We start from the raw sequence: 23,778 nt of genomic DNA, 5'->3' as shown, positions 1-23,778 counted from the left end.
GCTTTCCCATGCCCATTTCATCTCAACGTTCTATCTTGCGCGTGCTGCTGATCGGCCTGCTGGCCTGCCTGCTGCCATCCTTCGCCAGTGCCGACGCAGCCAAGCGCCTGCGCATCGGCATCACCCTGCACCCGTATTACAGCTACGTGGCGAACATCGTCGGTGACAAGGCCGAAGTGGTGCCGCTGATTCCGGCCGGTTTCAACCCGCATGCCTACGAACCCCGCGCCGAAGACATCAAGCGCATCAGCGGGCTGGACGTGATCGTGCTCAACGGCGTAGGCCATGATGATTTCGCCGACCGCATGATCGCCGCCAGCGAAACCCCCAACGTGCCGGTGATCGAAGCCAATGAAAACGTGCCGCTGCTCGCCGCCACCGGCGTTGCCGCCCGCGGTGCCGGCAAGGTGGTGAACCCGCACACCTTCCTGTCCATCAGCGCTTCGATCGCCCAGGTCAACAACATCGCCCGGGAGCTGGGCAAGCTCGATCCGGCCAATGCCAAAACCTACACCGAGAACGCCCGCGCCTACGGCAAGCGCCTGCGCAAGATGCGCGCCGATGCCCTGGCCAAACTGACCCAGGCGCCGAACGCCGAGTTGCGCGTGGCCACGGTACACGCCGCTTACGACTACCTGCTGCGCGAATTCGGCCTGGAAGTGACAGCCGTGGTCGAGCCGGCCCACGGCATCGAGCCGAGCCCGAGCCAGTTGAAAAAGACCATCGACCAACTGCGTGAGCTGGACGTGAAGGTGATCTTCTCGGAGATGGATTTTCCCTCCACTTACGTCGACACCATCCAGCGCGAATCCGGCGTGAAGCTGTATCCGCTGTCGCATATTTCCTACGGCGAATACACCGCCGACAAGTACGAAAAGGAAATGACCGGCAACCTCAACACCGTGGTGCGGGCGATTCAGGAGTCGGGGGCATGACATCGAAAGAAACCATCCCGGCCGATACAGAGTCCCCTGTGGGAGCGAGCCTGCTCGCGAAGGCGTCCGGTCAGTCAGCATCATCGTTGAATGACACACCGCTATCGCGAGCAAGCTCGCTCCCACAGGTTTTGGGACCGACCCTGGATTTTGCCGACGTCAGCCTGACGCTGGGCCGCACGACGATCCTCGACAAGGTGACCTTCCAGGTCCGCCCTGGCAGCGTACATGCGCTGGTTGGCCCCAACGGCGGCGGCAAGAGTTCGCTGATCAAGACCCTGCTCGGGCAAATGCCGCATCAGGGCCGCTTGAGCCTGCAGTGGTCGGGCGAGCCGGGAACCATTGGCTACGTGCCACAGGCGCTGGAGTTCGACCGGGGTTTGCCGATGACCGTCGACGATTTCATGGCTGCCATGTGCCAGCGTCGCCCGGCCTTTCTCGGCTTGAGCAAACATTACGCGGCGGCGATTGGCGAGGCCCTTGAACGGGTCGGCATGCAGGACAAGCGCAAGCGCCGCATGGGTGCGTTGTCCGGCGGCGAACGCCAGCGGGTGTTGCTGGCCCAGGGGCTGATTCCGCCTCCGCAACTGCTGGTACTCGACGAGCCGATGTCGGCCCTCGATGAGGCCGGGATCCAGGTGTTCGAGCGTCTGCTCGGCGACTGGCGAGCGGCGGGCATCACCGTGCTGTGGATCGAGCACGACCTGGAAGCGGTCGGGCGCCTGGCCGATCACGTCACCGGCCTCAATCGCCGCGTGCTGTTCGACGCCACGCCGCAACAGGCACTGACGCCGGAGCGCCTGCTGACGCTGTTCTCGACTCACCCACGGAGCCTTGCCTGATGAGTTACGAAGCTTTTCGCCTGATGGTCCAGGGTTGGGCATCGTCGGGTTATCTGCCCGAGGCGCTGGCCTATGGATTTGTGGTCAATGCGCTGCTCGCCGGGCTGCTGATCGGCCCGGTGCTGGGCGGCCTGGGTACGCTGGTGGTGGTCAAGCGCTTCGCGTTTTTCTCCGAAGCCGTCGGCCATGCCGCGTTGACCGGCGTGGCCATCGGCATTTTGCTCGGCGAACCCTACACCGGTCCCTATGGCAGTCTGTTCGGCTACTGCCTGCTGTTCGGCATTCTGCTCAACTACCTGCGCAACCGCACCGGCCTGGCACCGGACACCTTGATCGGCGTGTTCCTCTCGGTGTCGCTCGCCCTGGGCGCCAGCCTGCTGTTGATTCTGGCGGGCAAGATCAACGTGCACATCCTGGAAAACGTGCTGTTCGGTTCGGTGCTGACGGTCAACGGCAATGACCTGCTGGTGCTGGCCATCGTCGGTTCGCTGGTGATGGCCCTGGCTTTGCCCTTGTACAACCGCATCATGCTCGCCAGCTTCAATCCGCAACTGGCAGCGGTGCGCGGGGTGGCGGTGAAGGCCCTGGATTATCTGTTCGTGATTCTAGTGACGCTGATCACCGTCGCCGCGGTGAAGGTCATCGGGGCGATTCTGGTCGGCGCGCTGCTGGTGATTCCGGCAGCGGCGGCGCGTTTGCTCAGCCAATCGCTGAAGGGCTTTTTCTGGTGTTCGGTGTTGATCGCCACCGTCAGCACGCTGTGCGGGATTCTCGCGCCGATCATCTTCGACCTGCCGATTCCGTCCGGTGCCGCGATCATCCTCGTGGCCGGTATCGCCTTCGCCCTGGCCGCCATTGCGCGCGGCATCGTCCCCAGCCTGAAAGGGAACCTTGGATAAATGATTTTTACTCTGCGCCAACTGACCCTCGCGGTGGTCCTGTGCGGGCTGACCGCCACGACCTTCGCCGCAGACAACGGCAAACCTCTGCGCGTGCTGGCCTCTTTGCCGATCACTTATGGTCTGGGTGAAGTGTTGCTCAAAGGCACCGATGTCAGCCTCGAACGCGCCGCGCCGGCCAATCTGCCCGGCAGCCGCCAGACCGCCTACTTCACCGGCCGAGGTGCCTCGGCGCTGGCCCAACTGGCGAAGGATGCCGATGCGGTGATCGGCCTGCGTTCACTATGGCCGGATGACCCGCTGTACCCGATCTCCCGGCGCAGCAATATCCGTATCGTCGAAGTCGATGCCGCCCGCCCGGTGGACGGCGCCCTGCCGGGCATCGCCGTGCAGCCGGGCAACAGGGTCGACGGCCTCAACAGCCAGCCGTGGTTTTCCAGTAACAACATGGGCCGCATGGCCGACGTGATGGCGGCGGACCTGGTACGCCTGGCCCCCGAGGCCAAGCCGAAGATCGACGCCAACCTGGCAGCCCTCAAGCAACGCTTGCTCAAGCTCAGTGCTGACAGCGAAGCACAGCTGGCGACGGCCGATAACCTCAGTGTGATGAGCCTCAGCGAACATTTCGGCTACCTGATCGGTGGGCTCAATCTGGAGCTGGTGGGGCTGGATGCGCGACCGGATGCGCAATGGACGCCGGAAGCGCTCAAGGCGTTGAGCGCGATGCTCAAGGACAATGACGTGGCGGTGGTGTTGCATCACCGGCAGCCTGCGGATGCTGTAAAAGCGGTGATTACCGAATCGGGTAGCCGGTTAGTGGTGTTGAGTACCGATGCGGGGGATCCGGTGGCAGAGCTGGAGGGGAATGTGGGTCTGGTCATCAAGGGGCTTAGTGGTGTGTAACCTCAGTAGGACCGCGTTATCGTTCTTCGCGAGCAAGCCCGCTCCCACATTGGAAATGCGGTCCCCTGTGGGAGCGGGCTTGCTCGCGAAGGCGGCCTGACAGACAACACAAAATCCCGATATGAAAAAGCCCGCTGACCTTACCGGCTCAGCGGGCTCTTTTATGGGTGACGGATCAGTTCGCCACAGCCGCCTGCTCATCCATCTTCTGGCGCAGGCTCAACGGACGCATGTCAGTCCAGGTCTCTTCGATATAGGCCAGGCATTCCTTTTTCAGCCCGCTTTTACCCACGGTGCGCCAGCCCTGAGGTACGGCTTTGTAATCGGGCCAGATCGAGTATTGCTCTTCATGGTTGACCACGACCTGAAAGAGGATGTCCTCGCGGTCGAATACTGAAGTCATGCTGTCTCTCCATCGATGTTGGGCGGGTTGCGCCGTGTGCGCAGCCGTTATGTAGAATGAACGTTACGCAGCGCGAAAAATTTACAGATCGCGGGTGGCAGCAACCAGGGCCCGGCCGAAAATCCCGGCCACCTGATCGATTTCCGCAGCGCTGATCACTAGTGGCGGCAGGAAGCGCACCACCGCGCCATGGCGGCCACCGAGTTCCAGAATCAAGCCACGCGTGAGGCATTCGCGCTGTACCAGGGGGGCCAGGCGGGCGAACGCCGGCGGATGACCCTGGGCATCCAGTGCGCCCGTCGGATCGACCAGTTCGACACCGAGCATCAAGCCACGCCCACGAATATCACCCAGTTGCGGGAAGTCCCGTTGCAGAATGCGCAGGTGCTCGGCCAGGCGCTCGCCCATGGCGGCGGCATGCTCACAGACTTTGTGTTCGACCAGATAGCGCATCACTGCTGAACCGGCGGCCATGGCCATCTGGTTGCCACGGAAGGTCCCGGCGTGGGCGCCCGGCAGCCAGGTGTCGAGCCACTCGCGGTAGACCACCACCGCCAGCGGCAGGCTGCCGCCGATGGCCTTGGACATCACCACGACATCGGGAATGATCCCGGCGTGCTCGAAAGCAAACATCTTGCCGGTACGGGCAAACCCGCTCTGGATTTCATCGACGATCAGTGCGACGCCCGCCTTTTCGGTGATCCGCCGCACACCGCGCAACCAGTCCAGGTCGGCCGGGATCACCCCACCCTCGCCCTGCACCACTTCCACGATTACCGCCGCCGGCAACTGCACACCGGCCTCGGGGTCGTTGAGCAGGTTTTCCAGATAACTCAGGTTGGCTTTCACCCCTTGCGCACCGCCCAGCCCGAACGGGCAGCGATAATCATAAGGGTACGGCATGAACTGCACGCCGCTGCCGAGCAAGGCGCCCAGCGGCTTTTTCGGCCCGAGGTTGCCCATCAGGCTCAGCGCGCCCTGGCTCATGCCGTGATACCCGCCCTGAAACGAGATCACAGTGCTGCGGCCAGTGGCGGTACGCACCAGCTTCAGGGCGGCTTCCACGGCATCGGTGCCCGTGGGACCGCAGAACTGGATCTTCGCTTCAGCGGCCAGGGCAGGCGGCAACAGGCCGAACAGGTCCTGGACGAACTGATCCTTGACCGGGGTGGTCAGGTCCAGGGTGTGCAGCGGCAGTTCATCGGTCAGCACTTGCTGGATGGCCTGGATCACCACCGGGTGGTTGTGCCCCAGGGCCAGGGTCCCGGCACCGGCCAGGCAATCGATGAACGTGCGGCCTTCGACGTCTTCGACATAAATCCCCTTGGCGCGCTTGAGCGCCAGGGGAATGCGTCGCGGATAGCTGCGGGCGTTTGATTCCTGCTGGCTCTGTCGGGCCAGCAATGGCGATTCATTGAATTGATAAAGCGTCTCGGCGGACGTCGCCGGCTGATCTTCGATAAGGCTGGTAGCGACTGACATCTCTCGACCCCTCAATACGGTTTTCCTGTTCTGGAAACGCATCAGCGCTTGAGGGATTTAGGCGGTAACACGGAAACCTTTGTAGGAGCGAGCTCTGCTCGCGATGGACTCAAGAACACCGCGTGCATTCAGAAAGCACGCGTTATCGTTATCGACCATCGCGAGCAAGCTCGCTCCTACAGGGGGTGTGCTGTTTTTCAGGCTGGTTGCAGCGGCATCGTCAGCTCAACCCGCAAGCCGTCCGGTCGGCTATCGAAATGCAGCGTACAACCGCAACGCTGAACGATCGCCTGGACGATCGCCAGCCCCAGGCCGCAACCCGTGCTATGGCCGTTGCGCCAGAAGCGTTGGGTCAAGTGTTGCAAATCCTCTTCGGCAATCCCCGGCCCATGGTCGCGCACCACGAACTGCACACGATTGCCGGTAGTTTCCAGGCTCAACTCCACCGCTTTGTCGGCGGGAGTGTGGCGCAGTGCGTTGTCGAGCAAGTTGCGCAGCGCGGCGATCGACAGCACGGCGGGCATTTGTACTGGCGCAGCGGAGACCTTGCCCGGCGCCTGAAACCTGATGCGCTGGCGATCACCGCTCGCCGCATCCTGGATCGCCAGTTTTGCCACTTGCTCGGCGTTGCACTGCACACCGTCGTCAAACGACAGGCTGCCCTCGACCCGCGCCAGCAACAGCAATTGCTCGAGGGTGCGGTGCATGCGATCCGCCCCTTCTTCGGCGCGCGCCAGGGATTGGTCCCGGGCGCTACCGTCGGTCATGCGCGCCACTTGCAGGTGGGTCTTGATGGCGGTCAGCGGGCTGCGCAACTCGTGGGCCGCGTCACCGGTCAGGCGACGTTCGCGCTCGATGGCCTTGCCGATACGCTGGAGCAACTGGTTCTGGGTTTCCAGCAAGGGTTGCAGCTCGCTGGGCAATGGCTGGATCTGCAAGGGTTCCAGGGAGTCGGCGCTGCGGCGCATCAAGGCGTCGCGCATGCGGTTGAGCGGCGCCAGCCCCTGGCCGATGCCCAGCCAGAGCAGGCACAGGCAACCGAGCAGTGCCACGCCCACCGGTACCGAAGCTGCCAGCAGGATCGACATGTTCAACGCCTCACGCTCAATCTGCCGGTCGGCAGTGGTAATGCGCAGATCGCCCCGGGCCAGTGTGAAACTGCGCCACGGCGCACCGTCGATCATCTGATCGTGAAAACCCAGCTTCTCGGCCTCCAGAGTCTGCTGCGGATCGGTGTGGCTGCGGGCAAGGATTTCACCGCGCAGCGAGCTGACCTGGCACGCCATGCCACCCGGTATGTTCAGTTGTTCGGCGCTGAAATGGGTGCCCTCGCCCTTGCTCGGCAGGGGTGGCAGTTGCTCCATCAGGCCAGCGACCATGCGTGCCGACGCCACCAGGCGCTGGTCGAGGGAAAACATCATTTGATTGCGCAAATCGCTGAGCATCCAGGCCGCGGCCAGGGCCCAGATCAGCGCAAAAGCGGCGCCGAGCGTCAGGCTCAGGCGCAAACGCAGACTCATCACTTCGATTCTTCTCCGCCATCAGCTGGCCCCAGGCGATAGCCCAGACCGCGCACGGTCTCGACAATGCCATTGCCGAGCTTGCGCCGCAGGTGATGGATATGAACGTTGAGGGCATTGCTTTCCAGCTCGTCGTTGAAACCGTAGACGCTGTCCTTCAGTTGCTCGGTGGACAGCACCCGGCCACGGTTATGCAACAAGGCTTGCAGCAGCGACTGCTCGCGACGCGAGAGATCCACCGGCTGGCCGGCGAGTTTGGTTTCGCGGCTGCTCGGATCGTAGGTCAGGGCGCCGTGTTCGATCAGGTTGACGCTGCGCCCCGCCACCCGTCGCAACAGCGTGTGCAGGCGCGCAGCGAGTTCGCGCAGGTCGAAGGGCTTGAGCAGGTAATCATCGGCACCGGCTTGCAGGCCATCGACGCGGTCGGTGACCGAATCCCGCGCGGTCAGGATCAAAACCGGCAACTCCAGGCCCTGATGGCGCAACTGCTGCAGCAGCTTGAGGCCATCTTCGTCCGGCAGCCCAAGGTCGAGCACCATGACATCGAATTCCGCGACCCTGAGCATGGCCCGGGCAGCGGACGCCGTGGCCACATGCTCCACGGTCAAGCCCTGGGCGGTCAGGCCGGCAACGATGCCGCTGGCGATCAGCTCATCGTCTTCGCAAACCAGTACGTGCATGACAGCTCCATGGGTAAAAACATGAGTCAAACAGCGGTGGATTAAGGTGCAATTATGGCAAGGGCATTGGCTGACGAACAGCATGGGAGTGATTTCGATCGAGCCCAGCCCTAGATGACAGCGTATTTCGTGATACAACAATTTTGGCAGCACTGCCTCAAACTTATCTAACGGCATTATTTAAAGAGGAAATAAACAGCCACCAAATACACATTTAAACCCTCTTCAAAACAAGCTAACTTCACGCTTACCCAGATAAGAACGCACATAAAACCTTAACCACTTTAAAACCCCAAATATCTGAAAGGAATCAGACCATGTCAAAACCAAAAGAGTTTATTGCCGTTGATTGGCGCTCCGGAAAAGACCGCTTCTATTTCTTCTTCAAAGACAGCAACACATACACTCGATTTGATATTGGCGACAACAAAGTCCCTGACGATTATCCCACAGAAGTCAAGCCCAGCAATTGGGACAGTTTTCACTCCAATGCCAAGAACCTGCGGTTCGGGTTCACCACTACCAATCTGCTGAGTGAAAGCCAGTGGAGTATCGACGAAGACTTCCTGTGGCTTTTCTATTACGAAGGCCATACACCAATGGTTTGCAAATACGATCAAGACGATGACAAGGTCATAAGGAATTACCGCGTTGCAGATTCGGAATGGCGCAAGATACTTCCCTATTTCGATCGTATCGTCGCAGGCACATGGTGGCGTACTTTTGCCCCGGGAAATAGCGGGAAGTTTCGCTTTCTCATGAACGATGGTAATTCACTGCTGCTGGATTGGAATCTACCGCAACGCCCCCCGCATTTTAACGAGGGGATACACGAGTTGAAACTTGAACCCATCACCGATGCGACATGGCCTGGTCTGGAACCTTACAAACATCGGATCATGACGGCCGTACAAAACGATCGAACGCTTGCCGACAGCCATCTCTATATCTTCCTGACTGATAACGAATACATCACCTACAACATTCAAGAAAACAAAGTCGAATACGGTCCATACGAAGTCAACGACGTCACTTGGCCAGGACTGTTACGCGACTGAGCTGCAGGGCCAGTGGCGGATCTGCGCGGCGGTTAATCATCGGTTAATCGCCGCCGCACATTGTGCACCTCACCTGCACTGAGCCAAGGTTTTTCCATGCGTCGACTGTTTTTGTTTTTTGTTCTCTTGATCTCGGGTCTGGCCCAGGCGGGAACCAATCCGTTCGAAACCCAACCTGACTTTCTTCCGGTCGGCAAAGCCTTCATTTTTACTTCCGAACGCCTGGAATCCGGTGAAACCCAGCTGTTCTGGCAGATTGCCGACGGCTACTACCTGTATCAGAAGCGCCTGAAATTCGATGGCCTGCCGGAACAGCACAAACCCGTGCTACCGGAGGGCGAAGCCCACAGCGACGAGTTTTTCGGTGAGCAGCAGGTTTATCGACAAGGCCTGGAACTGAAAATCCCTGCCGGGGCCAGTGGCCAGATCAAGGTGGGCTTCCAGGGCTGTGCGGATGCCGGTTTGTGCTATCCACCGCAAACCCAGGTCGTAAACCTGGGCGACAGTGCCACAGTCAATTCAGCCAACGAAGCGCCGGACCAGGCCTTGGCCAGCGACCTGCAAAAACGGGCGCTGGGCTGGAGCCTGCTGGTGTTCTTCGGTCTGGGCCTGCTGCTGGCCTTCACCCCTTGCTCACTGCCGATGCTGCCGATTCTGGCCGGGCTGATCGTCGGCAGCGGCGCCTCGCCCAAGCGTGGTTTCGCCCTGGCCGGCAGTTACGTGGTCAGCATGGCGCTGGTGTATGCGGCGATGGGTGTCCTGGCCGCCTCCCTGGGGGCGAACCTGCAAGCCTGGTTGCAGAACCCCTGGCTGCTGGGCAGTTTCGCGGTGATTTTCGTGTTGCTGGCCCTGCCGATGTTCGGCTACTTCGAGCTGCAATTGCCGGTGGCCGTGCGGGATCGACTGGAAAACGTTTCGCGTAATCAGCGCGGCGGCAGCCTGATCGGCGCCGGGGTGCTGGGCGCCCTGTCCGGTCTGTTGGTCGGGCCCTGCATGACCGCACCACTGGCCGGCGCGCTGCTGTACATCGCGCAAAGCGGTAACGCGTTGCATGGCGGATTGATTCTGTTCGCCCTGGGCATCGGCATCGGTGTGCCGCTGCTGTTGCTGGTGACCGTTGGCAATCGCTTCATGCCCAAGCCGGGTGCGTGGATGAACCTGGTCAAAGGCATTTTCGGCTTCCTGTTCCTCGCCACGGCGCTGCTGATGTTGCGTCCGGTGCTGGATGACTCGTTGTGGGTCGGCCTGTGCGGGGCGTTGTTGCTGATTGCGGCGTACAGTGCCTGGAAACAGTCGGATGGCTTCGGTCGCACTGCTCACCTGTTCGGTGCCAGCTCGTTGCTGCTCGGCTTGTGGGGCAGTCTGTTGATGATCGGTGCGGCCGGCGGCAGTGATGATCTGCTCAAGCCGTTACAGGTCTTCCGCGCGTCCAATTCCGCCGTCGCTGCCATGCCGACCGGCCACGACGCCTTCACTACGATCAAGGACCCGGGTGCGCTGCAAAGGGAGCTCGATGTGGCGCAGGCTCAGGGCCAGTGGGTGTTGCTGGATTACTACGCCGACTGGTGTGTGTCGTGCAAGGTCATGGAAAAGCAGGTCTTCGGCAAACCCCATGTGCTTGAAGCCTTGAGCGATGTGCGCTTGCTCCGCCTGGACGTCACCGCCGACAATGCCGCCAGCCGCGAGTTGCTCGGCCGTTACAAAGTGCCTGGACCACCGAGCCTGTTGTGGATTGGCGCTGACGGTGAAGAACGGCGCAGCCAGCGCATCACCGGCGAGGTCGATGCCGACACTTTCCTGCAACGCTGGATCACCACCCGAGACGCCCGTTGATGCTGACCTTCACCCTCGGCACCTTTGCCATCGCGCTCAATCACCTGCTGCTGATCAGCGCGTTGGCGCTGGCCACTTTTGTCGGCTGGCGGGTGGCCAAGCGCGGCGGAGAAAACCCCGAGTCCGCGCTGTTCAGTCTGTTCCTGCTGGGTATGCTGGCGGCCCGGATCGGTTTCGTGGCGGTCTATTGGGCGCACTACCACAATGATCCGTGGCAGATCATCGACCTGCGCGATGGCGGTTTTCTCGCCTGGCCGGGGGTGATTGTCGTGCTGCTCGCCACGCTGTATCGCGGCTGGCGTCGCCCGGGGTTGCGCCGCCCACTGGGCTTTGGCGCGGCCAGCGGCCTGGCGTTCTGGTTGTTGGCAACGTTCTCCCTGTCGATTTATGAACAAGGCACGCGCCTGCCGGAAATCGCCCTGCGCAACGCCGCTGGCGAAACCGTGCAACTGGCCGACTACAAGGGCGGCCCGTTGGTCATCAATCTCTGGGCAACCTGGTGCCCGCCGTGCCGCCGGGAAATGCCGGTGCTGGAAAGCGCCCAACAACAACGTCCGGACCTGACGTTCCTGTTCGTCAATCAGGCGGAAAGCATGCAAAGCGTCGCGACCTTTCTGGAAACCCAGGGCCTGAGCCTGTCCAACGTGCTGTTCGACGGCGGCGGGCGACTGAGCCAGGCCGTCGGTTCCATGGCATTACCGACTACGCTGTTCTACAGCCCCGAAGGTCGCCTGCTGGGCAGCCATCTGGGTGAGCTGTCAAACGCCAGCCTGGCTCGCGCACTGGAAAACTTCGACACCGTACCCGCCACCTCTTCAAGGAAACTGCCATGCCCCGCCTCCGCCACCTGCTGACCCTGAGCCTCGGTGTCGCCCTCTTGCACCTGCCATCGGTACAGGCCGAAGAGTTGCCCGATGCGATCAGGAAAATCGAGGCCAAGGGCGCGAAAATCGTCGGCCAGTTCGACGCCCCTGACGGCTTGCGCGGGTATGCCGCGCAATACCAGGGCCGCGGCATGGCGCTGTACCTGACACCGGACGGTAAACACGTGCTACTGGGCAACCTGTACGACGCCGAGGGCAATGACCTGAGCAGCGCGCCATTGCAGAAACTGGTGTATGCGCCGATGGCCAAGGAAGTCTGGGCCAAGTTCGAAACCAGCAACTGGATCGGTGACGGCAAGAAGGATGCGCCGCGCGTGGTGTACCTGTTCAGTGACCCGAACTGCCCGTACTGCAACATGTTCTGGGAACAGGCCCGGCCGTGGGTCAAGGCCGGCAAGGTGCAGTTGCGCCACATCATGGTGGGTATCATCCGCGAAGACAGCCCGGGGAAATCCGCTGCACTGCTCGCCGCCAAAGACCCGGAAAAAGCCCTGCAGGACCACGAAGCCGCCGGCAAGGGCAGCTCGCTCAAGGCCTTGAAGGAAGTGCCGCCAGCGGTTCAGGCAAAACTTGCGGCCAACATGCAATTGATGGAAGAGCTGGAGCTGCAGGCGACCCCGGCGATTTTCTACATGGATGCCAAAGGTGAGTTGCAACAGCAGCAAGGCGCGCCGTCACCGGACAAGCTGGTGAAAATCCTTGGACCAAAGTGACTTCAAGCGATCGCAGGGTGATGTACGGATGCAATAGAAACAAGTGAGTGCACCCCGGAAAAGCAGGTGCACTTAGCACTCATCCAAACCTCCCTGTTAAATCGTGTTGGGCACCCCAAGGTGCCAAATTGTCAAAGAATCAATAGAACTGTGCCTGGTGCTACGGATATCAATTCGAGTAATGAAATCGCCCTTGACCGCTTCGAATTCGACCCATGCTGAGGAGTTAACTTCGCGTTCCCCGAGCCGCTTACCGTGCTCATCAAAGAAGGTGAAGCTGACACTGTTATCACCATGGCTTGAGCTAGCGAACTTGACTCGTGTGCACTTCCACTTCAAACGTATGAATGCGGATTGAGGTGTTCCCGTCCCACCACCACAAACCACAGCCAGTGACTTACCCTCTACCATACCTGGCTCCAACTCGCCTTCTGTTCTGACGAGATGAAGTCCTATGCGCGAAGCTGAATTACCGGCGGCTTGAAGTGTCAGGAGACGCGTGTCGATAACTTTACCTGGCAGCTGAAACTCACTGGTGGGGTATGAATCAAAGTTATCTGACTCGCTTCGCACCGGGTCCACCCTCAGCATTACCGCGGTCCCAGGCTTAAATTCATGAGCGTTTTCTGGCAATGAAGTTGCGATCGGGGCCGGGATTGCAGGCACTGGATCGGAGCCGTCAAAGATAACCCCGCAATTGGCGGACAACTGTGATCGGTCGTTCAATGCCGCCATCCAGTTTCGGGAAAGTGTGAATTCAAACAAATACCCGTCATGGGCTTCCACCTCGGTGACGACATGATCATAGGCCAACCAAGTGAGTACCTCCGAAGACTCGGACGCCTGACCAGTAACGTAGACAAACAATCGCTGCTCCGCCTGGATAAAAGGCCACGCCTTCACCCTGACCGTTTCATCGCCAATGAAGTCGTGCATTTTCAATTGCCAATGGAATTCGGAAATTGCGGCGTGAGCAAAGACAGGCAGTGAGCTCTTGAAGTCCTCATTCTTGAGACCCTGAATGCCCAACTCCAGGATCTCTGATGACCTGTGCTGGCCGCCTACTTTAGCCGTGTACCAGATCAATACGGTGTGCCCAATACAGGTCCCTATCCGTTGCCAGGGAATATCGATCTCGACAGTTCCGCTGACACTGCCCTTTTTTTAAATGGGCAGGAACCTGGGCTCATCCTGGCCTTTGATTTCCCAATTCAGCGTGATCGTCGTTTCTTCCATCCCCTCAAAAGTGATGGTCGCAACTGAGCCTTCAATGGCATCCATGGGGTCCAATAAGCGGTTGCCTTGCGCATGCTTTATGATTGCAATCGGCAATCTATTGGTGCCGTTACCTGGTTTTTTTTGTTTAGACATGATTTGCCCTCCCAGACAGTGACTAAAACCGTCAGACCTGAACAGGAAGTTCAAAGGCCGCGATAAACTAAACATCTGAATGGAAGATGCAGCAACTGTAGGAAATGACAGTTCATTAGACTAAAAAGTAATGACTCGACCAAAGACACTAAGTTCTCGCTGTCAGGAATTGCAGCAGAGTAGCGGTGACGAAACCTGAATTTTCCAGATTGGAAATATGCCCAGCTTCTGGCACCAGCACACACGGGCAGCCAATCAACTCGGCCATTTCACGGGCTTCCTCCGGCGGACGCGGGACGTCCTGATCACCGCACATTACCAGAGTGCTGGCACCGTCGAGCTCACCCAGTCGGCCCATGAGATCCTCGCGGCCAAAGGTAATGCGCCCCATCGGCACGATGCTTTCACGCAGGCGATCGGTGGGCAAAGCCGCCAGCGCCGCACGGAAGTTCTGGTACAGAGGCGACTGCGGGTCGATGCCGGGGCGAAAGAAGATCGGCACTATGATATCCAGCAGCGCTGGAGTGATGACACCCGCCTCTTCGATCTGCTTCAACAGTGAAAAGTAGTACTGGCGAGTCGGTTCCGGTTCGACGCCGAGGTAGGTGTCCATCAACACCAGGCCATTGAGCCGGTGCGCTGCCGACAGCGCCAGGCGCACGCCCCACATGCCGCCGACCGACAGGCCGACCAGGGTGACCCGCTCGATGTCCAGATGATCGAGCAAGACCAGAGCCTGACGCGCAATGTCATCCAGTGAAGTCGTACCGACAGGCAATGGCCCGGATTGGCCGTGTCCCCACAGGTCCAGGGCTATCACACGATACTGTTGCGACAGCGCGGCGATCTGCGGTGCCCACATGGCCTGGTCCCACAGGTAACTACCGGCCAGCAGTACCGTCGGGCCGCTGCCTTGATCGATGTAGTGAAGGGGTTGTCCATCTATCGTTACGTAGGGCATCGACTGTCTCCGCGAGTAAAAATGGAGCCAGAAGACTGAGTGGCTGACAGTCCCTCGTCAATCGCTGGAGTGTGTGCATTTGTGCCCCCGCCTTCGCGAGCGAGCTTGCGAGCCAGGATCACCAAACCGCCGGCAAGGGCGAGTTGCAGTGTCACCGGACAATTGTCGAATATTTTCGGGCCAACATGACTAATACCACATGAATGGGTAATCAGCCCCCGAAAGCAAGCGCGGCCATAGTCAAAATGACAGTGGCCGCGCAAACCGAACTATCCCTTCACTTGCACAGGTGTCTTCTTTTCGTCCTCGATCAGGTTATAGCGATAGACTCGACCCGCTTGTTTGTCGAACGCGAAATCATGACCTGGAATCAAGTGAACTTTTCTGGTCGGTTTGCAATCATCTTCGTTCTTCGCCGAACAATCCTTGAAGGAATCGATGACAACTACACTATTGCCATTGTTTTTCACTTGATAAGCATTGGCAGTGTTATCGATTTTGGTATCAAAACGGGTATTGCTCGGTCGAACAAAGAACACCATGCCATAACCGGCCATTACGTTAAAACCGGCTGACATTTCCTTTTCATACGTTTCACGCTCAGTGTCCGAGACGGCGAACTTGTCTTCTTTTTCGGGAACAACGGGTAGAAAACGAACGCGAAAATAGCGCTCTTTACTCCGATCGCCGGTATACAGCAGGCGGGTACCCTGAGTTCCTTTGGCCGGTACGATTAGCCTGGCCGGGCTGGCGACCAGACCGTCACGGGTACTGCCATCAACACTCTTCAAGGGCTCTTCACGGGAGTTTCCATTCTGCTGATAAAAAATCTCCTTGATCTCGATCTTGACGAACGCCGTTGAAGTACCACCGTTATGAATACGTTTCAGATAGGTACTTTGATCGCCCTTCATAAAGTCATAGAAGCTACCAATTTGCAGGCTGGGGCCGGCGTGCGCGCACAGACTGAAGAAAAATGTGCACAACAACATATAAATGGATTTCATGAGATAAGCCTCGTACTGGGACAACAGCCTGAGTAAGCCTCAGGCTTTGCTACTGCGATTAGATATCGGAATCAAAAGTTATATTAACGGTTCCTCGATAATTGCTAGCGTCGTGCATTGTTGCAACTGAATCTTGCTGCACTTCAAAATGCAGCAGACTGGGTTGTCGAGTGGGCAAACCTGCTGGCTTCAGATGCTCCAGGCCGGCACCGCCTATCTTCAGCGGACGCCGTGCTACCGACTGGCCTGCATCGTCCATCCAAGGATTTGGCAGGCTGACACTGATATCGACAGGTACTTCGTGGGTACCGTTGCTTATCAGACAGGTTCCAGCTCCCGGTTGACTGCAGCTGAGATCCATTTTAAACGGCGTAGACGTCAAGATGAAAAACCGCAAGTCACCCAGTATTTTCTCGGGTCGTCTTCCATGGGTGATCCACTCCATCCAGCCGCCCTTGGGTGCCAGGGCAATACTGTCGGCGGGCATTTTGATGTTGACGTCCTGCTTTACCGCCAGGTTCAAATTGAATGTCATTGCACCGTCATTGGGGGTCAAGGTACCAAAATTGAAATCGCCGCTGGTGGAGTAGGTATACTCCCCATGATAGTTACCACTTATCAATTGTTCCGGTCGAACAGCCCGCAACTCATAATGTACATCGAGACTTTGCAAGGTCATGCCGGGAATGTTGAATTCCGGAGTCCTTGGGCAAGTGGTGACGTTTTCAGGTGTCAACCAGAACGTGCTGAACCCGAATCCATCTGTCGTCGCCCCATGGGAAGTATCGTTTACTTGTTGGCAACTACCAGTTGGCAGAGCCCACGAGGGTTGCCAGAGAAGGGCGTGATAGAAAATCGGACGCTGCCCCTCCGCTCCATTGGTTATCGATTGCGCTGTAGCACTCAAGCGATAACGGGTTCCCACTCCGGCAATGCGAATTTGAATCTCCGCCGTTTCGCCAGGAACACTCGTATGTTCGACAGTAAATGTTTTCCATGTCACCGGAAAAGCAAAGGGGATCTCATGACCCTTGGGAATGCCCCCTGACGCCGTAAAAACAATAGGAAAGCTGTCACTTCGAATTCCCTTACCTCTGCAATTATTCGGAAATTCCGTACAGTACCCACTTTCAAGTGTGTTATTGACAATCTCCGCGTTTCCCGGATTAAGCGGATCCGGCCTGATCTCGGCTTGCACCTCCAATGCAGCGGCATTGGCTAAACTTGCAAACCCGCAAAGTGCCGATCCCAGCACCAGACGGTTGATTAACTTGTTCATTTGACTGTCCTGTGTACGCCATGTTCTGACTGCTTTTGTATAAGTGCCCATCAACTGGCCTTCTCAGACTTATAAGCAGCTTCGGCCAAGGTGTCCGGATGACACCGCAGATCCCCTACCATCAGCACATCATTCTCTCGACGCTGGGAGGCTGGATCGAGCCTGAACTGGCATAACAACTGACTGTCGTGCCGCACTTCGAGTGTAGGAGAATTCTCGCTAAGTTCCATGGAAAAGAACCCATCGACTTCGCTGACACCACGACTGGCATGGTTGATGACGTGATGCCCTTTCAACGGTTTTCCACCGGCATCCAACAGACGCCCCATCACGGTCACGGTCTTCAGAATGCGCACCTGGCGATAATCCACCCCTCCCTTGTTCAAGTGATAGGTGGTGCGCGCAGGCTGGATTGCCGCCGCGGGAACATCGGTGCCCTTGAAATCAAAATTCACCGTGCCGTTCTTGTACGCCGAAACGGGAATGAAATTGCGCCCCGGCCGCAACGTGGCGTGGGTACCGGCGAAGTCGTCGGCCCGCAGCTCGATATCATCGAGATCGCTCTCGACATCGACGATCATTCCCGCCTCTCCGGTCGAGGCCTGGCTACTCAATACGAGTTTTTTGCCACTGACCGCCAAAGTACTGTCCAGATTCAAACCGCCGCTGATCTGACCGTTGTAGGAGGAACGTTGCGCATGCATCGAACCGCTGACCTGGTCAGTCTTGAAATCAGCCGTGCCCGCCTGGCCTGTCCCGTACACATCCCTGCTGACGGTTGCAGAAACACTTTGCAGGACGTGATCCTCGAGGTCGCGACGATAGGTGACGGAAGCGTTCGGATCGCGTCCACCGTCACGCGATGTACGTTGACCGACGCTACCGCTCACCTGGTGACCGTCGGAACCCAGTGCCATGCGCAGGCTGATATCGATCCCGCGGTTTCGCTGGTCGGCAGTGCCAACCGTGCCTGGTCGATCGAACACCGCCACGCGCCAGTCGGCGCGGTTGCCGAACAACTGTGCGTTGCGGGTCCAGCTCAGGTCGATGCCCACGCCTTCGGAATAACCCTGGCTTTGGGAGACTTGCGCGCTGACCGAGCTCTTGCTGTTCAAGCGCTGACTCACCGATAGCGATGTATTGCTGGTTTGTCCGTTGTAGGTGTTGCGTTGACGGATGTGTGTCCCGTCCGGCAGCACTTCGTAAGTATTACGGGTGTCCAGCCAGCTGCGCTGATGGCGCAACACCAGACTGCCGCCGTTGTAGCGATGCACACCTTGCACCTCCATCCCCGTGCCTTCGCCCTTGGTCTGGGAAAGGCTGGTGTAAAGGGACGTTTTCTCGCCCACCGTCCAGTCGGCAGAGGTGCCCAACTGCATCTGCTCCTTGACCTGACGGGCGGAAAGCCCCAGGACAACTCGCGGATGCAGCAAGAAGTTAAAGGCAGCGCCTGCTGTCAGTTCGCCGTCATCGCGCTCCTGCCAATTGCTGAGCAGTTTGCTCTCGCGACCGGCGAACAGGTTGTAGCGCCAGCGATTTTCCGGGTTGCGCCAGTTAGTGGGCTTGTAAATAAGCTCTGAAGTGGTGGTAATCACTTGACCGTCTTCGACCACCCGTACTTCCACTTCGTAGATTCCGCCGGGCAGCGGACGTGTATCGAGCGCCTGCAGACCGCTCGCCACCTGCTGACTGTTGATCAGCACTCCGTTGCGATAGATTTCCACCATCGCCTAGCGGTTGGCGGTCACCGTAATGGGATAGATACTGGGGTTGGCGTTGTCGATCGCCAGGCTGTCGGAACTGCCGTACATCAGGCCCATTACCGTGTCGGGACCTCGCCCGATGGTGCGCACAGACCGCGTCAGACCTTGGGCACTGGGCGTGAAATACCCGGCACGAATGAAGTTGCCCTCCAGTTCCCGCTGGGTATGCAACTCATGGACAGCATGCTTGATGCCCGTATCGGTTCCTGACATGCGCGACAGTTGAGCATTGAACGTGTTCGTCCAGTTGCCCAGGCTCGCGGTTGCCTCCAGGCCATAACGGCCGGCGATATTCTGCTGCTGACCGCCGCTGATGTTCAGTTGATTGCGCACAATCATACCGTGGCTGCCGCCTTCAGGCTGATCATGAAACTGTCGGATTTGCGGATCGCGCTCGGCGTTCTCCGTCACCAACGACACCATCGAGTCTTCCAGACTGTAGTAAACCGACTGCAATTGCCGAGGGCAGCCACTTTTACAGGCGCCCAACGTCGCGCCCTGCGTCAGGAAAGCGGCCCACTCATCACGCTCGCTCGAAGCAAGGTCACTGTTGCGTGTATCCGTAAAGTTGATCAGCGTCACTCGCTCATCGCGGGTCAACAGGATCATGGCTTCACCCAGGAACTGTCGATCGACTTCGACTCGAACAGCCAATGGAACATCAAAAAAGAATTCATGAAACTCTGCAGGCAAACCTTCAGCCTGCTGCAGCAAACTTACGGACTTGTTCGCAGGCTGGCTTTCACTGGCAAGCGCGCCTGCGCAAATAATTAGCGCAAGCGCTCCTGCGATAGGAGTCATCGGAAACATTGATCAATATCTCAAGTTAGCGCTTGCACGTGCAAGAAAGAATGCGGCCGGCTGCGCCGGCCACATAAAGGACACACTGTTAGCTGGAACTTAACCAACAATTATCAAGGCGCGTCGAATTGCATACGAACGAATCCGGTGTATTTACCTACCTGATAACCCTCGTCAGGTGCGACTGGCTCAATGCTCAGGGCAGCGATAACTTCATTTTGCGCTTCACCAGCAGCGATAACTTCTGCATCGCTGCCAACAGACAAAGCAACATCATTGAACTTGACGGTCAACTCAATATCGTCTTCGCCAGAGGTGATGAACGCCGGGGCCGTCAGAGATGCCTTGATGGCATTGCCTGTGCCAGACTCAACGCTGCTTTTCGCCCTGAAGTTGCGGCTGATGCCTTTCAGCTCGGAATTGTCCATATCCCAGGCCAATTGCTGAGGTTGTTGTACAGTATCGAGCTTGGATGGCTGCACATAGAAGTCGCTGCTCGGAATATCAGCGTAGACTTCAACGGTGTGATCAATTGGAACAGCCATGGCAGCCGAAGAAACAAAAGCCAAAGCAAGCACCGGGGCAGAAATTGCAATTTTCTTGAACATTGGAATTACCTTTAAGTATCTGATTAATAGTGCGTGCTTCGGCCAAGCGACAAAAGTCAGGCACCGGGTTATTGATCAACACCAGTAAATATGATGTTGCGTTTCAACGGCGCGCATCTTCTCGTTTTCCGTAGGACCGGTATGCAAGACCTATCCGAACATTCTGTAGGACAAATCCCTGCACTTGAAAACCCTTCGCGCGCGAATAATGAAAGAGGCCCGAGTGCCGCTGGCCCGTTGCGCAAGTGTTGTCGGAGAGTGTATTGAAGCTCTTCAGGGATGTCGGGAAGTGTTCATCAAGGAGGCAGGGCAGTAGATCCCGGGGGCGTACCTGGCTGAAAGAGGTCTTTTATGTGAAAGTCCAACGGACGTGCTTACCTGCAATCGAGTATGAGGCGGATTTACATCCGCCGTCCTCTCACACCACCGGGGGGTGTGGAAATTTTGTGTTCGGGCATAACGTACGAAACGATGGCTCCGCCGTTCCCACTCGCGGCCGAGTTCGTTGAGCTGGATGTTCGACAGCAGCGGCGAGAGCGGGCCGCCTTGCGGGTGGTACTCGCCGGCCAGCAACCGAGTCTTGAGGATCGGCCAATACTGTTTCAAGTAGTCCGCCAACTGGTCGACCGTCATGCCATCGGTACCCGGTGTGCCCTCATCGCTGACCACGCGTTTATACGCACGCTGGTTGCGCGCAACGCGCCATGCCTGGCGCACCCACAAAAAAATCCCGATGCACAGGCATCGGGATTTTTTATACATGCATAGTCAGCGACATAGGGAAACGACTATTTCCTCTGAAGAGAAATACCCTGCGCCGGATACTGAATGGTCGCCCTCTCCGACTCATTACCGGAGTTATCGAAGGCCGTTATTCCAAATACATATCGACGCCCCGGTTGCAATTTGGTAACAGCAAACTCCGTTTCCACTGTCGTATCCAATACAATTTCTCCTCCATCCTGCTCAATTTGATAAATTCTATAATTAACAACTGGAGAACTGTCCTGCGACGGCTCCCAACTCAATATCAGACCAAGATTACTGATGCGTAAGTCCGAAGGGACTGTGGGTGCTGTGACGTCTTTAAATTTTACGGTAACACAAAGAGGGTCCGAATAAAGAAATTCCTCATCAACAGTTCGAATGCAATACTGGTGATCACGCCCTTGCATTGGAGTGTTATCCCTATAGGGAGGTTTATCTACTATCTCGAGTAGCACTCCGTCTCGCCGTATTTCATAACGCGGCTCGCCAGTGTCGACCTTGCCTCCATCCCAAAAGAAGTAAACTTCATTCTCCGCCTGAAAGAAAGGAGTGAAATGATTCGGAGGAGTAGGATTAGCTCCTAATGTGGTGACATTAATTTCTATAGGTGGAACGATCCCCGGACCAAGGGAAATTTTGTACGTTTGGAGAGGAAGCAAATCAGTAACCGTCCAACTTGAACTACCGTACCAAGCAACCCCCAGCTGACGAGCTGCACCTGAAGGCTGATGCAAAAACACAGCAGTACCATTCCCCGGGATAAAAAAATTCACAGTAAACGTGAACTCTCTCCTACCTACACTATCAAGCCTAATTTCACCTTTAGGAATCTCATTAGCACTAGCATCCCGACCAGGCGACACTAAACCAGAAACAGAACCATTCATGAAAATCACCTTATAGATTACCGAATTCGCATTAAGTTTTTAACCGCAGCACCATTCAAGCATCAAATCCAGGTAACCAAAAACAGACAAATTTACTAGTTAAAAACACTTAAACCATGCACTACAGATTCGTTCCAGCTACCAAAAAAATCCGCGCCACCTGTTATTTCTAACAGGTTCCAACCGCCTAGAGTCGTGCAATAAAACACCCATGACCTTTTCAGCACCGCCGAAAGCTCGGGAGAACAGCCATGCACATTGCGAGTTCGACGCAGTTCCAATCCACAACGCCACGCGGCGCTCCCCACAGCTGTGCGGACACATCACCTATCTCGCCGCAACTGTCCACCAAAGAGCTCGAAATTCTGAAGTGGTGCGCCATGGGCAAGTCATCTTGGAAGATCGCGCAGACTCTTGCGCGGTCCGAGGCGGGGTGAACTATCACATCGGCAATATCCTGCGAAAATTCGGCGTCAGTTCACGCACAAAAAAATCCCGATGCACTGGCATCGGGACTTTTTATACAGACATAGTCAGCAACACAGGGAAACGACTATTTCCTCTGAGGAGGAATACCCTGTGCCGGATAGTGAATGACCACCCTCTCCGACTGATTACCGCTTTCATCGAAGGCCGTCACTCCCATTTCATATGGTCTCCCCGGTTGCAACCCGGTAAACAGATACCACGGTTCCGGTGTCGTCCCCACTCGATTACCGAGGCCCTGATCAAGGTGATAAGTAACCCTACCGGAACTGTCGTACACTGGGGTCCATCTCACTTTCACCAGAACCTCTTCGACATGCATATTCTCAGGATTTGTAGGTGCGGTAATGTCGTCGAAGGAGACCTCTATACAGATAGGTTCAGATTCATAAAACTCATCATCAAGGGTAGATACGCAGTAAACATGGCTCCTTCCCTGCAGAGGAACTGTATCGAAAATGGCATTATTTCCAACTATATCGAACGTTTCCCCGTCTCGCTTTACATGATAACGAGGCACACCACCATCTACTGCCCCGAGATCCCACACCAATAGTACTGCATCGATCGTTTTAAACTCCTCCTTAAGAAATCCTGGTGCAACCGGAGTTTCTCTAACTGCCGTCTTTCCGGAGACCAAGGCCGGCCTAGTCCTCGTCCCGTCAGCACTGCGCCCAGTAAGAGAATAAATATATCGGGTATTTGACTTAAGCGAATCAACAGTAAACGCTGTATCTGCCCCTTGATAAATCACTTGACCTGCGTCTTCGCCCACACTAGCAATAACAAGACGGTATTCCACTATATCATCGCGCCTCTCCCACGACAGTTCTATAGTATTTCTTGTCACACCTACAACTTTCCAGGAAAGTAATGAGTCGTCGAACTTTAGCTTATTGAAAACGGGCATATTCATTTACCATCTCCACAAGAAAAATTTTACAACCACAGTGCTTTCTTCATAAAAACACTCCGCACCTGCATTAACCCATAAAAAAAGCCACCCACAAACTAGCAGAACTGCTAGTACTCGATAAAAAACACCTCCAACCCGCGAAAAACTTCAACTTTTCAAAAACTTAACACTTACCGTCCCATTCGCTTTAACAAACCCAATCGCTGCAACACGCATACACTCCCGAAAAAACGCTATCAACTCAGTCCCCCCTGAACTTGCACTCGCAACCAGCCTGCGAATACAGCCCACCGACCTGTTATTTCTTACAGGTTCCAACGACGCTGAATCGCGCTATAACAGAGTCCTGGAGTTACTCACCGCCCTCCGAGGCGCCCCTACCCCGGGAGACCAGCCATGCACACTGCGAGCCCAATCCAGTTCCAACCCAACACGCTACGCACCAAGCCCCACAGCTATGTGGATACACCTCATATCCCCCCGAATCTCTCTGCCAAAGAGCAGGAAATCCTGAAGTGGTGTGCCATTGGCAAATCGTCCTGGGAGATCGGACGGATCCTCAATTGCACTGAGGCGGGAGTGAATTATCACTTCTGCAATATTCGTCGAAAATTCCGCGTCAGCTCGCGCTGGCTGGCGCTGATCAAAGCACTGGAAATGGGATTGATCCATTTGGAGGGAGAGACAGAACTTCATCCAACGGTTGTGCAGATAACCCGATTAGCGTCGAAAAGTTTGTAGCGCGCCAACGTGCACAGGATTGACTCGGTAAAGTCCGG

Annotated in this window: 22 protein-coding genes and 2 pseudogenes; 10 read left to right on the top strand and 14 right to left on the bottom strand. The window is 57.0% G+C overall.

All coding sequences use genetic code 11. The features are described 5' to 3' along the window. Positions 1-8 precede the first annotated feature (8 nt). The 4 genes from Q8X48_RS09340 to Q8X48_RS09325 are packed head-to-tail and all read left to right on the top strand — an operon-like array spanning position 9 to position 3,579. On the top strand, positions 9-935 hold the full coding sequence (locus tag Q8X48_RS09340) for a metal ABC transporter substrate-binding protein (protein WP_407800405.1): 927 nt from the start codon (positions 9-11) through the stop codon (positions 933-935). Beyond that, entirely contained in the window at positions 932-1,777 is an 846-nt protein-coding gene (locus Q8X48_RS09335) for a metal ABC transporter ATP-binding protein (RefSeq protein WP_407800407.1), read from the top strand. The genes Q8X48_RS09340 and Q8X48_RS09335 overlap by 4 nt, the downstream gene beginning before the upstream one ends. Further along, positions 1,777-2,676 carry a metal ABC transporter permease gene (locus tag Q8X48_RS09330; protein WP_126050082.1) on the top strand — a complete coding sequence of 300 codons (900 nt, stop codon included), beginning with the start codon at positions 1,777-1,779 and terminating at the stop codon, positions 2,674-2,676. The genes Q8X48_RS09335 and Q8X48_RS09330 overlap by 1 nt, the downstream gene beginning before the upstream one ends. Continuing rightward, positions 2,677-3,579, top strand: a complete 903-nt coding sequence (locus tag Q8X48_RS09325) for a metal ABC transporter substrate-binding protein (protein WP_407800410.1) — start codon at positions 2,677-2,679, stop codon at positions 3,577-3,579. Between the two features lie 175 nt (positions 3,580-3,754). Here Q8X48_RS09325 and Q8X48_RS09320 read toward each other — a convergent pair whose 3' ends face one another. From Q8X48_RS09320 to Q8X48_RS09305, 4 genes are all read right to left on the bottom strand, one after another. Continuing rightward, positions 3,755-3,982 carry an MbtH family protein gene (locus Q8X48_RS09320; protein ID WP_015094098.1) on the bottom strand — a complete coding sequence of 76 codons (228 nt, stop codon included), beginning with the start codon at positions 3,980-3,982 and terminating at the stop codon, positions 3,755-3,757. An 81-nt stretch (positions 3,983-4,063) separates the two neighbouring features. Then, entirely contained in the window at positions 4,064-5,464 is a 1,401-nt protein-coding gene (locus Q8X48_RS09315) for an aspartate aminotransferase family protein (protein WP_407800411.1), read from the bottom strand. Positions 5,465-5,661: 197 nt separating this feature from the next. Then, positions 5,662-6,987 carry an ATP-binding protein gene (locus Q8X48_RS09310; protein WP_126050076.1) on the bottom strand — a complete coding sequence of 442 codons (1,326 nt, stop codon included), beginning with the start codon at positions 6,985-6,987 and terminating at the stop codon, positions 5,662-5,664. After that, a complete protein-coding gene (locus Q8X48_RS09305) occupies positions 6,984-7,664 on the bottom strand; it encodes a response regulator (RefSeq protein ID WP_015094094.1) in 681 nt (226 codons plus the stop codon). Before Q8X48_RS09305 ends, Q8X48_RS09310 begins: the two co-directional genes overlap by 4 nt. 317 nt (positions 7,665-7,981) lie before the next feature. Here Q8X48_RS09305 and Q8X48_RS09300 point away from each other — a divergent pair, with 317 nt between their 5' ends. The 4 genes from Q8X48_RS09300 (at position 7,982) to dsbG (ending at position 12,152) form a co-directional block, all read left to right on the top strand. Further along, complete coding sequence (locus Q8X48_RS09300) at positions 7,982-8,722, top strand: hypothetical protein (protein WP_407800413.1); 741 nt, start codon at positions 7,982-7,984, stop codon at positions 8,720-8,722. Between the two features lie 96 nt (positions 8,723-8,818). Continuing rightward, positions 8,819-10,555, top strand: coding sequence for a protein-disulfide reductase DsbD (gene dsbD / locus Q8X48_RS09295; protein ID WP_407800414.1), 1,737 nt, complete (start codon positions 8,819-8,821; stop codon positions 10,553-10,555). After that, complete coding sequence (locus Q8X48_RS09290; protein ID WP_407800416.1) at positions 10,555-11,409, top strand: prolipoprotein diacylglyceryl transferase family protein; 855 nt, start codon at positions 10,555-10,557, stop codon at positions 11,407-11,409. The genes dsbD and Q8X48_RS09290 overlap by 1 nt, the downstream gene beginning before the upstream one ends. Further along, positions 11,385-12,152 carry a thiol:disulfide interchange protein DsbG gene (gene dsbG / locus Q8X48_RS09285; protein ID WP_015094090.1) on the top strand — a complete coding sequence of 256 codons (768 nt, stop codon included), beginning with the start codon at positions 11,385-11,387 and terminating at the stop codon, positions 12,150-12,152. The genes Q8X48_RS09290 and dsbG overlap by 25 nt, the downstream gene beginning before the upstream one ends. Positions 12,153-12,248: 96 nt before the next feature. Here the strand turns inward: dsbG and Q8X48_RS09280 are convergent, their stop codons facing one another. The 9 genes and pseudogenes from Q8X48_RS09280 to Q8X48_RS09240 form a co-directional block, all read right to left on the bottom strand. Then, positions 12,249-13,238: a hypothetical protein gene (locus Q8X48_RS09280; protein ID WP_407800418.1), complete on the bottom strand. Its 990-nt coding sequence runs from the start codon at positions 13,236-13,238 to the stop codon at positions 12,249-12,251. Positions 13,239-13,316: 78 nt separating this feature from the next. Continuing rightward, positions 13,317-13,523 (bottom strand): hypothetical protein, encoded by a 207-nt coding sequence (locus tag Q8X48_RS09275; RefSeq protein ID WP_407800420.1) that lies wholly within the window; start codon positions 13,521-13,523, stop codon positions 13,317-13,319. A gap of 148 nt (positions 13,524-13,671) precedes the next feature. Beyond that, positions 13,672-14,484, bottom strand: a complete 813-nt coding sequence (locus Q8X48_RS09270; protein ID WP_407800422.1) for an alpha/beta fold hydrolase — start codon at positions 14,482-14,484, stop codon at positions 13,672-13,674. Positions 14,485-14,753: 269 nt separating this feature from the next. Next, positions 14,754-15,491, bottom strand: coding sequence for a molecular chaperone (locus Q8X48_RS09265; RefSeq protein ID WP_407800423.1), 738 nt, complete (start codon positions 15,489-15,491; stop codon positions 14,754-14,756). Positions 15,492-15,549: 58 nt separating this feature from the next. Further along, positions 15,550-16,770 carry a hypothetical protein gene (locus Q8X48_RS09260; RefSeq protein ID WP_407800425.1) on the bottom strand — a complete coding sequence of 407 codons (1,221 nt, stop codon included), beginning with the start codon at positions 16,768-16,770 and terminating at the stop codon, positions 15,550-15,552. A 50-nt stretch (positions 16,771-16,820) separates the two neighbouring features. Continuing rightward, positions 16,821-19,343 (bottom strand): annotated as a pseudogene (locus tag Q8X48_RS09255) (TcfC E-set like domain-containing protein). Positions 19,344-19,447: 104 nt separating this feature from the next. Further along, a complete protein-coding gene (locus Q8X48_RS09250; protein WP_407800427.1) occupies positions 19,448-19,942 on the bottom strand; it encodes a CS1 type fimbrial major subunit in 495 nt (164 codons plus the stop codon). A 546-nt stretch (positions 19,943-20,488) separates the two neighbouring features. Then, a pseudogene (locus Q8X48_RS09245) lies at positions 20,489-20,683 on the bottom strand (hypothetical protein); the annotation flags it as partial. A gap of 47 nt (positions 20,684-20,730) precedes the next feature. Continuing rightward, a complete protein-coding gene (locus tag Q8X48_RS09240; protein WP_407800429.1) occupies positions 20,731-21,597 on the bottom strand; it encodes a fibronectin type III domain-containing protein in 867 nt (288 codons plus the stop codon). 251 nt (positions 21,598-21,848) lie between these two features. Here Q8X48_RS09240 and Q8X48_RS09235 point away from each other — a divergent pair, with 251 nt between their 5' ends. Beyond that, positions 21,849-22,034 (top strand): LuxR C-terminal-related transcriptional regulator, encoded by a 186-nt coding sequence (locus tag Q8X48_RS09235; RefSeq protein ID WP_407802762.1) that lies wholly within the window; start codon positions 21,849-21,851, stop codon positions 22,032-22,034. Positions 22,035-22,150: 116 nt separating this feature from the next. On the opposite strand, the gene Q8X48_RS09230 is transcribed toward Q8X48_RS09235, so the two are convergent. Beyond that, positions 22,151-22,999: a fibronectin type III domain-containing protein gene (locus Q8X48_RS09230; protein ID WP_407800432.1), complete on the bottom strand. Its 849-nt coding sequence runs from the start codon at positions 22,997-22,999 to the stop codon at positions 22,151-22,153. Positions 23,000-23,395: 396 nt separating this feature from the next. Between Q8X48_RS09230 and Q8X48_RS09225 the strand changes: the two genes are divergently transcribed. Next, complete coding sequence (locus tag Q8X48_RS09225) at positions 23,396-23,740, top strand: helix-turn-helix transcriptional regulator (protein ID WP_407800434.1); 345 nt, start codon at positions 23,396-23,398, stop codon at positions 23,738-23,740. The last annotated feature ends 38 nt before the right edge of the window (positions 23,741-23,778 follow it).

The sequence above is a fragment of the Pseudomonas sp. QLc11A genome, assembly GCF_052112305.1.
Taxonomy (GTDB): Bacteria; Pseudomonadota; Gammaproteobacteria; order Pseudomonadales; family Pseudomonadaceae; genus Aquipseudomonas; species Aquipseudomonas laurylsulfatiphila.
Note: the sequence above shows the minus strand (reverse complement) of the source record. Positions and strands in the feature narration are given on the sequence as shown.